Source organism: Peteryoungia aggregata LMG 23059 (assembly GCF_030814435.1).
Classification (GTDB): Bacteria; Pseudomonadota; Alphaproteobacteria; order Rhizobiales; family Rhizobiaceae; genus Allorhizobium; species Allorhizobium aggregatum.
Genome location: NZ_JAUSUW010000001.1, coordinates 1 through 13,273, shown reverse-complemented (window position 1 = coordinate 13,273; position 13,273 = coordinate 1). Strand labels below are relative to the sequence as shown.

Annotated in this window: 11 protein-coding genes and 1 tRNA gene; 8 read left to right on the top strand and 4 right to left on the bottom strand. The window is 61.5% G+C overall.

Annotated features, from left to right (window positions below; translation table 11 throughout):
- The first annotated feature begins 102 nt into the window (after positions 1-102).
- Positions 103-1,104, top strand: coding sequence for an LLM class flavin-dependent oxidoreductase (locus J2045_RS00060; protein ID WP_307367674.1), 1,002 nt, complete (start codon positions 103-105; stop codon positions 1,102-1,104).
- Between the two features lie 353 nt (positions 1,105-1,457).
- Positions 1,458-2,303 carry an outer membrane protein gene (locus J2045_RS00055; RefSeq protein ID WP_307367671.1) on the top strand — a complete coding sequence of 282 codons (846 nt, stop codon included), beginning with the start codon at positions 1,458-1,460 and terminating at the stop codon, positions 2,301-2,303.
- A 68-nt stretch (positions 2,304-2,371) separates the two neighbouring features.
- Here J2045_RS00055 and J2045_RS00050 read toward each other — a convergent pair whose 3' ends face one another.
- Entirely contained in the window at positions 2,372-3,364 is a 993-nt protein-coding gene (locus J2045_RS00050; RefSeq protein ID WP_307367667.1) for a transporter, read from the bottom strand.
- A gap of 245 nt (positions 3,365-3,609) precedes the next feature.
- Here J2045_RS00050 and J2045_RS00045 point away from each other — a divergent pair, with 245 nt between their 5' ends.
- The 3 genes from J2045_RS00045 (at position 3,610) to J2045_RS00035 (ending at position 7,835) form a co-directional block, all read left to right on the top strand.
- Entirely contained in the window at positions 3,610-4,788 is a 1,179-nt protein-coding gene (locus tag J2045_RS00045) for a phosphoserine transaminase (RefSeq protein WP_307367664.1), read from the top strand.
- 148 nt (positions 4,789-4,936) lie between these two features.
- Positions 4,937-6,532, top strand: a complete 1,596-nt coding sequence (serA, locus tag J2045_RS00040) for a phosphoglycerate dehydrogenase (RefSeq protein ID WP_307367661.1) — start codon at positions 4,937-4,939, stop codon at positions 6,530-6,532.
- Positions 6,533-6,830: 298 nt separating this feature from the next.
- The gene (locus J2045_RS00035) at positions 6,831-7,835 is read left to right on the top strand and encodes a Tim44 domain-containing protein (protein ID WP_307367658.1); all 1,005 of its coding nucleotides are present in this window, start codon (positions 6,831-6,833) and stop codon (positions 7,833-7,835) included.
- A gap of 314 nt (positions 7,836-8,149) precedes the next feature.
- Here J2045_RS00035 and J2045_RS00030 read toward each other — a convergent pair whose 3' ends face one another.
- Positions 8,150-8,734: a transglycosylase SLT domain-containing protein gene (locus tag J2045_RS00030; protein WP_370872943.1), complete on the bottom strand. Its 585-nt coding sequence runs from the start codon at positions 8,732-8,734 to the stop codon at positions 8,150-8,152.
- A gap of 216 nt (positions 8,735-8,950) precedes the next feature.
- Between J2045_RS00030 and J2045_RS00025 the strand changes: the two genes are divergently transcribed.
- Positions 8,951-9,592: a ThuA domain-containing protein gene (locus J2045_RS00025; RefSeq protein ID WP_307367655.1), complete on the top strand. Its 642-nt coding sequence runs from the start codon at positions 8,951-8,953 to the stop codon at positions 9,590-9,592.
- A 39-nt stretch (positions 9,593-9,631) separates the two neighbouring features.
- Complete coding sequence (locus tag J2045_RS00020) at positions 9,632-10,450, top strand: DUF2971 domain-containing protein (RefSeq protein WP_307367652.1); 819 nt, start codon at positions 9,632-9,634, stop codon at positions 10,448-10,450.
- A 131-nt stretch (positions 10,451-10,581) separates the two neighbouring features.
- Here J2045_RS00020 and J2045_RS00015 read toward each other — a convergent pair.
- A tRNA-Met gene (locus J2045_RS00015) sits at positions 10,582-10,658 on the bottom strand.
- A gap of 159 nt (positions 10,659-10,817) precedes the next feature.
- Complete coding sequence (mnmA, locus tag J2045_RS00010; RefSeq protein WP_307367648.1) at positions 10,818-12,014, bottom strand: tRNA 2-thiouridine(34) synthase MnmA; 1,197 nt, start codon at positions 12,012-12,014, stop codon at positions 10,818-10,820.
- Positions 12,015-12,195: 181 nt separating this feature from the next.
- On the opposite strand from mnmA, the gene dgcA reads away from it, so the two are divergent.
- Complete coding sequence (gene dgcA / locus J2045_RS00005) at positions 12,196-13,179, top strand: N-acetyl-D-Glu racemase DgcA (protein ID WP_307367646.1); 984 nt, start codon at positions 12,196-12,198, stop codon at positions 13,177-13,179.
- The last annotated feature ends 94 nt before the right edge of the window (positions 13,180-13,273 follow it).

Here is a 13,273-nt window from a genome sequence, read left to right as displayed (position 1 = left end):
ACAAAAACAAGCGAGTGTCGTTATAAAATATCACGATCACCCCTTGGGTCGCTTCAGGTCGTTGCCTAAATGAGAGAGATGCCCCGTTCAGGATCCATGCCAATGATTCCGTTTTCCATCCTCGATCTCTCTCCCGTTGCCGAAGGGCACTCCGTGCGCGAGGCGCTGGACGCGTCGCGCAGGCTGGCACAGGTGGCCGAAGCCAACGGTTATCGTCGCTTCTGGCTTGCCGAACATCATGGCATGCCAGGCATTGCCAGTGCGGCCACGGCGCTCGTCATCGCGCATGTGGCAGCGGGCACACAGACGATCCGCGTCGGATCCGGTGGCATCATGCTGCCGAACCATGCGCCGCTTGTTATCGCCGAACAGTTCGGCACGCTGGAGGCGCTGTTTCCGGGGCGTGTCGATCTTGGTCTTGGACGGGCACCGGGCACCGACATGCGCACTGCCAGGGCGCTGAGGCGCAACATGGAGGCGGGGGCCGAGAGCTTTCCGCATGACATCCTCGAACTGCAGCGGCTTCTCGGCGAACCCGATGAGGAGCAGGGTCTGCTCTCGGTCCCGGGCATGCGCAGCCATGTGCCGATCTGGCTGCTCGGTTCCAGTCTCTACAGCGCTCATCTGGCTGCCGCGCTGGGGCTGCCCTATGCGTTTGCCTCGCATTTTGCGCCGGACCAGTTGCTCGATGCCGTCGCGATCTATCGGGAACGTTTCCAGCCGTCCGCAGGGCTCCAGAAGCCGCATGTGATGGTCGGGGTGATGGCGGCCGTGGCCGAGACGGACGAGATCGCTGCCCATCTCTTCACCTCTGCCCAGCAGCAGTTCGTCAACCTCCGCCGCAACATCCGTCGCCCGTTCCCGCGACCGGTCGCCAGTATGGATGACTACTGGACCGAGATCGAAAGGATCGGGGTGGAGCACACATTGCGCTATGCGATCGTGGGCTCGCCCGAGACGGCGGCGCGCCGGCTCGACGACTTCATCGCCGAGGTGGGGCCGGACGAGCTGATCGTGTCCACGCCGGTGCATGATCTCGGTGCCCGCATCCGCTCGGTCGAACTCTTTGCCGGACTGCGGAAGCGTGTCGCCCAGCCGGCCTGATGTGCTGACGGCCGTCTTCCGTCGTTTCCAGGTCGATATGGGCGGTACAGCCTGTTGCCGCGACCTTTTTGACCCATCGAAGCGGAGTGCAAGCGCGTGGCCGGAGGGCTCTTTCACCTGGCAACTCCACCCTTTTGTCCTGTTTACAAAAGATCCGTTCCGCAAGGGACTGCGTCTTTTCATTTCGGAACCCGGATTGTTCCAAGTATCAAGGTTAGCAAAGGGGTAAAGGTTAGAGTTAAGAACTGTAGTTAATCCCAACTTAACCTTTGCACTCCATTATCTGTCCCAATTCAGGATGTCGGGCGTGAGACAGCCTGACGCGACAACGCTGGGACTTGGAGTATCCTGTCATGACGAAAACCATTCTTGCCGCGGCAACGGCTGCCCTGCTTGCGAGCTCGGCCGCTTATGCCGCCGATGTGTATCAGCCTGAGCCGCAGCCTGTTTATGTGGATGCCCCTGAAGTTGCAGTTGCCGAAGCCTCCGGCTGGTATCTGCGCGGGGACCTCGGCTACAGCTTCAACAAGCTGCGCGGTGCCAAATTCTTTCAGGGTTCCAACGCCGACGAAGCCAGTTTCACTACGTCCTCGATCAAGGACAGCTTCTGGGTCGGCGGCGGTGTCGGTTATCAGGTCAACAGCTATCTGCGCACCGACCTGACGTTCGACTACCTCTTCAAGTCCGACTTCCGTGGCTCGACGACCGGCGGCGGTGCCGGTGCTGGCGCCTGCGCCGTGGCGTGTACTTCAGCAGACATTTCGGCGATGAAGGCCTACACCCTTATGGCGAACGCCTATGTCGACCTCGGCACATACGCCTACTTCACCCCGTACATCGGTGGCGGTATCGGCGGCTCCTACGTCAAGTGGGACAAGCTGCGCAACACGTCGTGCGCTGACGACGGTTCTGGTTGCGACCCGACCGTTGAACACGGCGGCAAGGGCAGCTGGCGCTTCGCCTATCAGCTGATGGCCGGTGCCTCGATCGACGTCACCTGCAACGTAAAGGCCGATGTCGGCTATCGCTTCCGCCACACCATGGGCGGCGACATGTTCGGTTATGCCTCGAACGGCGGCCCCGGCTACGACAAGGGCTTCCATAGCCACAGCCTGCATGCTGGCGCGCGTTACGTCTTCGGCGGCTGCGAAACCCCCGTCGCCTACGAGCCGCCGCCGGAACTGCCGGTCTACAAGTAAGCCGGACACGGACGTCCAACGTCACAGATCAGAAAGGGCCCCGTTCGGGCCCTTTCGCGCATTTGGGATCACAGAATTCCGGTTCTGCGCAGGATCCACCAGGACAGCATTACCGACATCAGGATGAAGCCGAAGGCATAGGCCGTGCCGTGCAAACCTTCCGCAAAGGGGAGGGCGGTGGTGTTCATGCCGAAGAAGCCTGTCACTAGCGACGGCGGCAGGAGCAGCGCCGTCATCAGAGAGAGAATGTAGAGATGCCGGTTCGTCTCGGCGCTCTGCTTGGAATCCAGTTCCTCATGCAGGAGTCTCGCCCGGTCGGCCAGCGCATAGACATCCTGATCGACGGCTTCTAGCCTTGCTGCGAGACGCGCCAGGCTGTCCTCCATCTCCTCCGGCAGGTCCTCGTCGTCGGCGGCTGCAGCCCGGCGCATGACCAGCAGCATGGTGCGCAAGTGCCTGTGCAGCCTGACGATCAACCGCCGTACCGGTGTCAGTCGCCGCCGCTCGTCGCGCATTTCCGTGCCGTAGACATGGTCTTCGATCTGGTTCAGCTCTTCCGTCAGTTCCAGAACCACGGCAATCAGGCCGCGTTGAAACTCGGCCACGAGAAGTTCGAAGATCTGAAGCGGTGAAGTGTAGCGGGCGGCGTTCTTTTCCACCGCAGCGCGGACCTTGTCGACCGAGCGGATCGGTTGCAGCCGGGTCGTGATGATGAAGTTGCCGGACAGGGCGACATGCAGCCAGCCGATGTCCCTTGTGGTCGAATCGAACTCGCGCTGAAAATCGATCAACGTGCCAAACAGCAGGCCTTCGTCCACCGATAGTGCTGCATGCGTGTCATGGGTCGTGAGCGCTGCGATCGCCGGGGGTGTCAGGGGCTGAAACTGTTCGAGAAACGCTGGCACGCGTCCGTCCGCTAGGTTGAGATGGAGCCAGATGAAGCCATCCCCGGGCTGCGCCTGCTCGATGGAACATTCCGCCGGCAGTCGTTCGCTTCGCATGCCGGGGGTGATCCGGTAGGCCCAGACGAGGCCGGGAATCGCGCTGCTCAGGGGAAACATCGTTGCTGGCTCCGTGGTGGCGGGACTGGAGGCGGGGAGGCGGTGGGTCTTGAGGCAGATGCGCCCGATGGATGACGGATTGATGACAGTCGTTGCAGCGGGGCTGCGCCATCTCTGGCGCGGACGGAACAAAAATTTTGCTCATCGCGACGCAACCCCGCTTGACTGGGGTCGTCGACAAGAGTAGTTCCGACGGCGGGACACCTCTCCCCAACGAGAGGCTAATTACCTGGAAGGGTATCTATATGGCTGATGTGATCGCCCCCGCCGCGCGTCCGGCAAATACTCATTTTTCGTCTGGCCCCTGCTCGAAGCGTCCCGGTTGGTCGCTCGATGCGCTTTCCGATGCCCCGCTCGGTCGTTCGCACCGCGCCAAGGTCGGCAAGGAAAAGCTTATGCTGGCCATCGACCTTACCCGCGAAATCTTGAACGTTCCCGCTGACTACCGCATCGGCATCGTTCCGGCCTCCGACACGGGCGCCGTTGAAATGGCCATGTGGTCGCTGCTCGGCGAACGCGGCGTCGACATGCTCTCCTGGGAAAGTTTTGGCGCCGGCTGGGTCACCGATGTGGTGAAGCAGCTGAAGCTTGCCGATGTCCGCAAGTTCAATGCCGATTACGGCCTGCTGCCTGATCTCGCCGCCGTCGATTTCGACCGCGACGTCGTCTTCACCTGGAACGGCACGACGTCTGGCGTGCGCGTTGCGAATGCCGATTTCATCCCTGATGATCGCAAGGGTCTGACGATCTGCGACGCCACCTCTGCTGCCTTTGCTCAGGACCTGGACTTCTCCAAGCTCGATGTCACGACCTTCTCCTGGCAGAAGGTTCTGGGCGGCGAGGGCGGTCACGGCGTGATCATCCTGTCCCCGCGCGCTGTCGAGCGCCTGACGACCTATGTGCCTGCCTGGCCGCTGCCGAAGATCTTCCGCATGACATCCGGCGGCAAGCTGATCGAAGGCATCTTCGTCGGCGAGACCATCAACACGCCGTCGATGCTCTGCGTCGAGGATTACATTGATGCGCTGAAATGGGCGAAGTCGATCGGCGGCCTCGAAGCCTTGATCGCCCGTGCCGATGCCAATGCCAAGGTGATCTTCGACTTCATCGACAAGAACGACTGGATCGCCAATCTCGCGGTCGACGATGCGACGCGTTCGAACACCTCGGTCTGCGTCAAGATTGTCGACCCGGCGATTACGGCACTCGATGCCGATGCCCAGGCGGCCTTTGCCAAGGGCATTGCCAGCATCCTCGAAAAGCAGGGTGTCGCCTTCGACATCGGCGCTTACCGCGATGCGCCGGCCGGCCTTCGCATCTGGGCCGGTGCGACGATCGAGACTGCCGACATGGCGGCTCTGATGCCGTGGCTCACCTTCGCCTATGAGACGCAAAAGGCGTCTCTGGCCAAGGCTGCTGTCTGATCTTTTTCACCGCATGACATCGTCATCCTCGGCCTTGTGCCGAGGATCTGATCCCATCACCAAGACCGATCGGTCGCAGATGCTCGGGACAAGCCCGAGCATGACGGCGGAAAGGTTTCAGTCTGAACCCCTTTAAGGAGCCCATACCATGGCACCTCGCGTTCTCGTATCCGACGAACTCTCGGAAACCGCTGTCCAGATCTTCCGTGATCGCGGCGTGGAAGTTGATTTCCAGCCGAAGCTCGGCAAGGACAAGGAAAAGCTCGCCGAAATCATCGGCAACTATGATGGTCTGGCCATCCGCTCCGCCACCAAGGCGACGGAAAAGCTGATCGCGGCTGCGACCAACCTCAAGGTCATCGGCCGCGCCGGTATTGGCGTCGACAATGTCGATATCCCGGCTGCCTCCAAGCGCGGCATCATCGTGATGAACACGCCGTTTGGCAATTCGATCACGACGGCAGAACACGCCATCGCCCTGATGTTTGCCGTTGCCCGCCAGCTGCCGCAGGCCGATGCCTCGACCCAGGCCGGCAAGTGGGAAAAGTCGAAGTTCATGGGTGTCGAAATCACCGGCAAGACGCTCGGCGTCATCGGTGCCGGCAATATCGGCGGCATCGTCTGCAAGAAGGCCATCGGCCTTGGCATGCATGTGCTGGCATACGACCCCTTCCTCTCCACCGAGCGCGCCCAGGAAATGGGCGTGACCAAGGTCGAGCTCGACGAACTGCTGGAGAAGGCCGACTTCATCACCCTGCATGTTCCGATGACCGACAAGACGCGCGGTATCCTCGGCCGCGAGAACATCGCCAAGACGAAGCCCGGCGTGCGCATCATCAACTGCGCCCGCGGCGGTCTGGTCGATGAGGCAGCGCTTGCGGACGCCATCAAGTCCGGCCATGTCGCCGGTGCCGGCTTCGACGTCTTCGAAGTCGAGCCCGCGACCGAAAGCCCGCTCTTCGGCCTGCCGAACGTTGTCTGCACACCGCATCTCGGCGCCTCGACCACGGAAGCCCAGGAAAACGTCGCTCTGCAGGTCGCCGAGCAGATGTCGGACTATCTCATGAAGGGTGCCGTCTCCAACGCCATCAATATGCCGTCGATCACGGCTGAGGAAGCACCGATCCTGAAGCCGTTCATCCGTCTTGCGGATGTCCTTGGTTCGTTTGCCGGCCAGATGACCGAGAACCCGATCAAGGAAATCGAGATCCTCTATGACGGCGTGACCTCGACCATGAACACCAAGGCGCTGACCTCGGCGCTGCTCGCCGGTCTCATCCGCCCGCAGGTCGCCGATGTCAACATGGTCTCGGCCCCGATCATGATCAAGGAAAAGGGCGTCATCGTTTCGGAAGTGAAGCGCGACAAGACCGGCGTCTATGACGGCTATATCAAGCTCACCGTCACCACCGAGAAGCAGACCCGCTCGGTTGCCGGCACGGTCTTCTCCGACGGCAAGCCGCGCTTCATCCAGATCAAGGGCATCAACATGGATGCCGATGTCGGTCAGAACATGATCTACATCTCCAACACCGACGTGCCCGGCATGATCGGCTTCATGGGCACGACGCTCGGCAATGCCAAGGTCAATATCGCCAACTTCCAGCTCGGTCGCGACAAGGAAGGCGGCGATGCCATCGCGCTTCTTTATGTCGACGGTCCCGTCGAGCAGGCCGTTCTCGACCAGTTGGGCGCCAACCCGGCGATCAAGCAGGCCAAGCCGCTGGTCTTCAACGTCGACTGACGTTTGTCCTGAAATTGTTGCCAGTCATGGACGGCGCGGGATCAAATCCGCGCCGTTTGCGTTTTTCTGATGGTGCCCAGCTTGACCAAAGTTATCTGATTTTGTCGCTTCTTAGCCGTTTCTCGCTCAATGCGTCGTCGGGCTGATGATCAAGCTTTGGCTCAAGGCCTGAATTCGATCACTTGAAATTCAATGGAAATCGGCTCGCTCTCTCTTCAAATGTAAGAGAGCTCTCTCCATATGGGGCCCAAGCCCAACGGGGCAGGAAAGTTCGTTTCGAGGAGGACAGGAAAAACCTATGCGGCAATACGCAAAGACATTCGCGACACTCGCGCTCGGCATGATGGTCACGCTGGTGGCCGTCGATTTCGCCGAGGCGCGTCGCGCCTCAGGCGGCCTCGGCAGCCGTGGCACGCGCACCTTCGACGCACCGGCGGCAACGCGGACGGCACCGACGCCGGCAGCGCCGATCGAGCGGACCATGACCCCGCGCACCAATACCAACCAGCCCGGCGCCAACCCGTCGACCGCTGCCAATCAGGCAGCCCGTCCCGGTGGCCTCTTCGGTGGTCTGGCCGGCGGTCTGATGGGCGGCCTGCTGCTCGGCGGTCTGTTCGGCATGATGATGGGCACAGGCTTTGGCGGCGGCTTCGGCTTCCTCGGTCTTTTGCTGCAGGGCCTGTTGATCTTCTTCCTGATCCGCTTTGCGATGCGCATGTTCGCCAATCGTCAGGCTGCAACGTCTGGCGCCGGCAATCCTCCGGGCTTCGGCGGCTTTGGCGGCATGGCGCGTGACAACCAGAGCGGTGATCAGGCTCGCCCGAGCTTCCAGATCCCGAAGCTTGGCGGCGGTGTGGCGTCGGCGGCCTCGGCACGTCGGTCCGGTCAACCCGACGAACTCGGCATCACGCCGAAGGATCTCGAGCGCTTCGAGGAACTGCTGCAGGAGATGCAGCGCGCCTATGCAGCCGAGGACTATGGTTCACTGCGCCGCGTCACGACGCCGGAAGCCATGTCCTATCTGGCCGAGGAACTGAGTGAAAACGCCACCAAGGGCGTCAAGAACGAGGTGCGCGACGTGCATCTCGTCCAGGGCGACGTGGCCGAAAGCTGGGCCGAGGACAAGATGGAATACGCGACTGTCGCGATGCGCTACGAGGCGATCGACTATGTCGTCGACCGCCAGAGCGGAGACGTCGTCGAGGGTGATGCGAACACGCCGGTCGAATCGGTCGAGATCTGGACCTTCGCCCGCCGTCCGAACACGCAGTGGCAGATCTCGGCGATCCAGAGCGCCAACTGATCCTTAGGTCATTGAATGCAAGAAGCCTCCCCATCGGTTACGGTGGGGAGGTTTTTTCTTTGGCTGTCGACGTTGGTGCGCGGGGTACCCCCCTCTGTCACTTCGTGACATCTCCCCCACACGGGGGGAGAGTGGCCACCACCGCCGTGGCCGCCTGACCAGCAGGACGGAAACCACGAGCAGAACGGTTGTGGGATGTGGAGAGGGTGCCGCGCGCCGTTCTCCCCCCGTGTGGGGGAGATGCCCGGCAGGGCAGAGGGGGGTATCGCAACCGCCGACGTCAACCGCCAGCCTAAGAACCTAAAGCCCCACCCTCAACCCGGGCACTGCTGCAACTGTCGGGCGTAAGTATATGTAATATCGGTAAACCGCTTGGCGCCCCGCAGAGCCTCCGGACGCTTGTTGTAGGCGCCGCGCAGATAGCCGGTGTGGCCGGAGTGATAGGCGAGATAGAGCTTGTAGGGGTCGTTGAGCGGAATATTGACCTTCGTCGCGCTCTCGCGGTGATACCAGCCAATGAAGCGGATGGCGTCGGCGAAATCGGTGCGGCGGGCACCCCAGCGGCCGGTTTCGCGCTGGTAGCGTTCCCAGGTGCCGTCGAGGGCCTGCGAATAGCCATAGGCCGAGGAGGCGCGCTTGCCGGGGATGAAGCCGAGATACCATTTGCGCGGCGGCTTGGCGTTATGGCGGAAACTCGATTCCGTATAGATGGTCGCCATCAGGATGGGGACGGGGACGCCATATTCGCGTTCGGCGGCGACGGCGGCGCGGCGCCAGTTGTTGAACAGCCCGTCGCGCTCTTCGAAAATCGCGCAGGCATTGCGGGTCTGGGATGGCGGCTTGGCGCAGGCCGACAGCGTCAGCATGACGCCGAGGGCAGAGTAAAGAGCGGTACGCATGACAAAACCTCGCTACAGGCCCACCATTCTATTCATTAAAATTTAACGAAAGGTTTTTTTAACCGCCCCCGGATCTCGCATCCCCCAATCGGGGGGTGGGGATGCCTGTCGAGGGCGGCGCAGTCTTCGCCTGCCGCGCCGTTGACCTTGGATCGCTTTGCCCGCAGTCTGCCGCTCCCGGCAGGGGAGCGGCCGGGGGCTTGCGAGGAAATTTACATGCGTCAGGTTCTGATTTGCTGGGGCGGCTGGGACGGGCACCAGCCCGACCAATGTGCGGCCATCGTCTCCGACATGCTCAAGGCGGAAGGCTTTTCCGTCCGCGTCGAAGCGGGCACGGCGGCCTTTGCCGATCCCGCGATCCGCGACTACAGCCTGATAGTGCCGATGTCGACGATGACCAGGATCGAGAAGCCCGAGATCGAGAACCTGGAGCTCGCCGTGCGCGGCGGCGTCGGCCTCGGCGGCTTCCACGGCCAGGCGGGCGACAGCTTTCGCGACTGCGTGCAGTATCAATACATGATCGGCGGCCAATGGGTCGCCCATCCCGGCAATATCTATGATTACACGGTCAATATCGTGAAGCCCGAGGACCCGCTCGTGACAGGCATCGGCGATTTCCCATATCGCTCCGAGCAGTATTACATGCATGTCGACCCCAACAACGAGGTGCTGGCGACGACCACCTTTACCGGCGAGCATGATGCCTGGATTGACGGGCATAAGATGCCGGTGGTGTGGAAGCGCCGCCACGGGCAGGGCAGGGTGTTCTACTCCTCGCTCGGCCACCAGGCGGCGGAGTTCGACGTGCCGCAGATGCGGGAGATTGTGCGGAGAGGGCTGGTTTGGGCGGCGCGGTGAGGGTTTGTAGAAAGGTTCGTGGAATACTAGGAGTGGTAGATGCCCCTATTTCATTACTGCAATAGCCATGCGTTCTGGAGCATAATCAGTAATCGTTCTATCTGGCTTTCAGATCTTTCTGCTTCGAACGACAGTGAAGAGGGGCGCTGGATGACTAGGCTACTCATGAGCCTAGCTTCTAAGTCGCCGCAGGAGCACTCAATATGGCCGACCATCGCCTTACAGGTGGACGCGATCTCGAGCAAATTTCAGACATTCGGATTTTGTTTGTCAGATCAGGGCGATATGCTCAGTCAGTGGCGAGGTTACGCGGATGATGCTGCGGGATTTTCAATAGGCTTCAATGAAGACTACTTTTCTCGCATGGGTTACATGAGCGAACACGGCGTGGCGAAAATTGAGAAGGTGCTCTATAGTTCTGATCAGCATATCGAGCTAATTCGCGAGCGGCTTGCCTCACTAAACTGGAAACACTTGGCGTTTGATCTAGACACGATTGATGCTGTCGAGCGTGCTATAATTGAATCAATTGGCGGTGATGTTTCGAGCGCCAGCCCTATTTCGATAATGCTGCACGACGTACCCTATCTAATTAAAAATCCGGCCTTCTCTGAAGAAAGGGAGAGCCGCCTTATTCTTCGGAGTGATTTATCAAACCCGGGTACCCAATTTCGTTCGCGGGGTTCAGCGATTGTCGCGTACCGGCCATTAACATTGACCGATATCGTTCCGCAGCCGATTTGTAAGGTTTGCATCGGGCCAAAGAACCACACCTCACAAGCTTTGGTGGAGGCGTTTCTTAGCAAACATGGGTTTGGTGGGGTGGAGGTCGTGAAATCGGCAGCAACTTATCGCTGAGCAATCCAGCCAGCGCTACGTCACATCACAATCCAACGGGCGCATAAGATGCCGTTACAACAATGTCAGCCAGATTTGGCTTAGACACTGATCGAAATACTTTGAAATTACAAAATATAGTTGGAGTTTTTTGGTAGCGGGGGGCGGACTTGAACCGCCGACCTTGGGGTTATGAATCCCACGCTCTAACCACCTGAGCTACCCCGCCACACATCGAACATCTGGACCCTGAGGCCGTCGCCGTCCGAAGCGATGGGCGGCTTATAAGGCGAGGCTCCGATCAAAGTCAAGCGCGGTTTGGCCAAAAACAGCGTGGCTTTCCACCGGCTTGACTGAGGAGCTTGAGAGCGGCCCGAAAGCCTTGGCCTCAAGCCGCCACGGGGCTGGCGAGAAGCGCCTTCAGCGCGCTTTCGGCCGTGCCGGAGCGTTCCGAGCGCTCGATGAAGCCGCCGCCATAGACGCGGGCGTCCGCACCCGGTGCCGAATAGAGGACGCAGGCCTGGCCGGGGGCCACACCGGCTTCGCCGATTTCGAGATCGACATAGACGCCCTTTTCGTCGGCATGCAGCACCGCCGGCGTCGGCGGGCGGGTGGAGCGCACCTTGGCGAAGCATGGCATCCCGTCACTTGCGTCTTCCGCCAGCGTCCGGTCGCCCAGCCAGTTGATGTCGCGCAGATAGACGCGGTGGGTTTCCAGCGCTTCCTTCGGGCCGACAATGACGCGGCGCGAGCGGGCATCGAGATAGATGACATAGAGCGGCTCGCCGGTGGCGACGCCGAGACCCTTCCGCTGGCCAATCGTGTAATGCAGGATGCCTTCGTGATTGCCGAGTACCCGGCCGTCGAGATGCACGATGTCGCCAGCCAGAGCCGCATTCGGCTTCAGCTTGTTGATCACGTCGGCATATTTGCCCTGGGGCACGAAACAGATGTCCTGGCTGTCGGCCTTCTGGGCAACGACGAGGCCCATGTCTTCGGCAAGCACGCGGACTTCCGCCTTCGACATGGCGCCGAGCGGGAAGCGCAGATAGTCGATCTGCTCCTGCGTCGTGGCAAAGAGGAAATAGCTCTGGTCGCGCTCGCTATCGATCGGACGGAAGAGGGCGCGGTGGCCGGGATCATTTGCCAGCGGCACGGACTTCGAGCGGATATAGTGGCCGGTCGCCAGCGCATCGGCGCCGAGTTCCCGAGCGGTCGCCAGAAGGTCGGCGAACTTGACCGTCTGGTTGCAGGCAACGCAGGGGATCGGCGTTTCGCCGGCGACATAGCTTTCCATGAACGGGTTGATCACGGTGTCGCGGAAGCGCTGTTCGTAGTCGAGCACGTAGTGGGGGATGCCGAGCGTTTCGCAGACGCGGCGGGCATCGTCGATGTCCTGACCGGCGCAGCAGGAGCCGGCGCGGTGGACGGCGGCGCCATGGTCGTAGAGCTGCAGCGTGATGCCGAGGACGTCATAACCCTCGCGCTTCAGGATGCCGGCGACGACGGAGGAATCCACGCCGCCCGACATGGCGACGACAACGCGCGTATCTTCCGGTCTCTTGTCAAAATCCAGCGTGTTCACGGGCTTCGTCTCTGTGCTTCATGCGACCGTTCAGCCCGCCGCTTCAGGCGATCTTGGCCAGGCTCTGCAGGGTTTTTCACCTGCTGCCGGTACCGGTCCTTTAGTTGACGGATATAGAAAGGATTGCTTCTTCGTGCAAGAGCAGCGATTCGCGGGGATTGCCCGCAGGGAGGTCTTGAGAATGCCCGTCCATATGACCGTCACGCCGGAAAGCTTCCCGATTGCGGGAACCTTCACGATTTCGCGCGGGTCGAAGACCGAGGCGAAGGTGGTCACCGTGCGGCTGACGGATGGCGTGCATGCGGGCCAGGGCGAATGCGTGCCCTATGCACGTTATGGCGAGACGGTGGAGAGCGTGGTCGAGGTGCTCAAGGCGCTGGTGCCTGAGGTGGCTGATGGGCTCGACCGGGCAGGGCTGCAGAGCCGGCTGAAGCCGGGCGCTGCGCGCAATGCGCTGGACTGCGCTTTCTGGGATCTGGAGGCCAAGCGGGCAGGCAAGCCGGTCTGGCAACTTCTTGGGTTACCAGAGCCAAAGCCGTTGTCCGTGACCTACACGCTGTCGCTCGGCACGCCTGAGAGCATGCAGGCGGCGGCGGAGAATGAAGCCTCGCGGCCACTTCTGAAGGTCAAGCTCGGCGGTGAGGGGGATGTCGAGCGCATCCGGGCTGTCAGGGCGGGTGCGCCGACGTCTGCCATCATCGTCGATGCCAATGAGGGCTGGAGCCTCGAGCAGTACAAGGCGCTGGCGCCTGTCTTTCTCGATCTCGGGGTGAAGCTCGTCGAGCAGCCGTTTCCGGCGGGTTCTGATGATGCTCTTCTCGGCCTCGATCGTGTCCTGCCCGTCTGTGCCGACGAAAGCTGCCATGACGCGGCCTCGCTTGGCGGCCTGAAGGGCAAGTATGATGCGGTCAACATCAAGCTCGACAAGACCGGCGGGCTGACGGAAGCGCTTGCTATGCGGGATGCGGCTGTTGAAGCCGGTTTCGAGATCATGATCGGCTGCATGGTCGGCACCTCGCTTGCCATGGCGCCGGCCTTTCTGATCGGGCAGGGGGCTGCCTTTGTCGATCTCGACGGTCCGCTGCTTCTGGCGCGGGATCGCGAGCCAGCGATTGCCTATGACGGCGCGGTGATGCCGCTGCCGCCGCGTGGGTTGTGGGGGTAGAAGGCTGTCGACATAGGGGGGGGGGCGCGGGCGGCGGCCGGGCCCGCCGCCGGGGGCCGGGGGGGCCGGGCCGCCGAGCGCCAGCGCGGGCCGG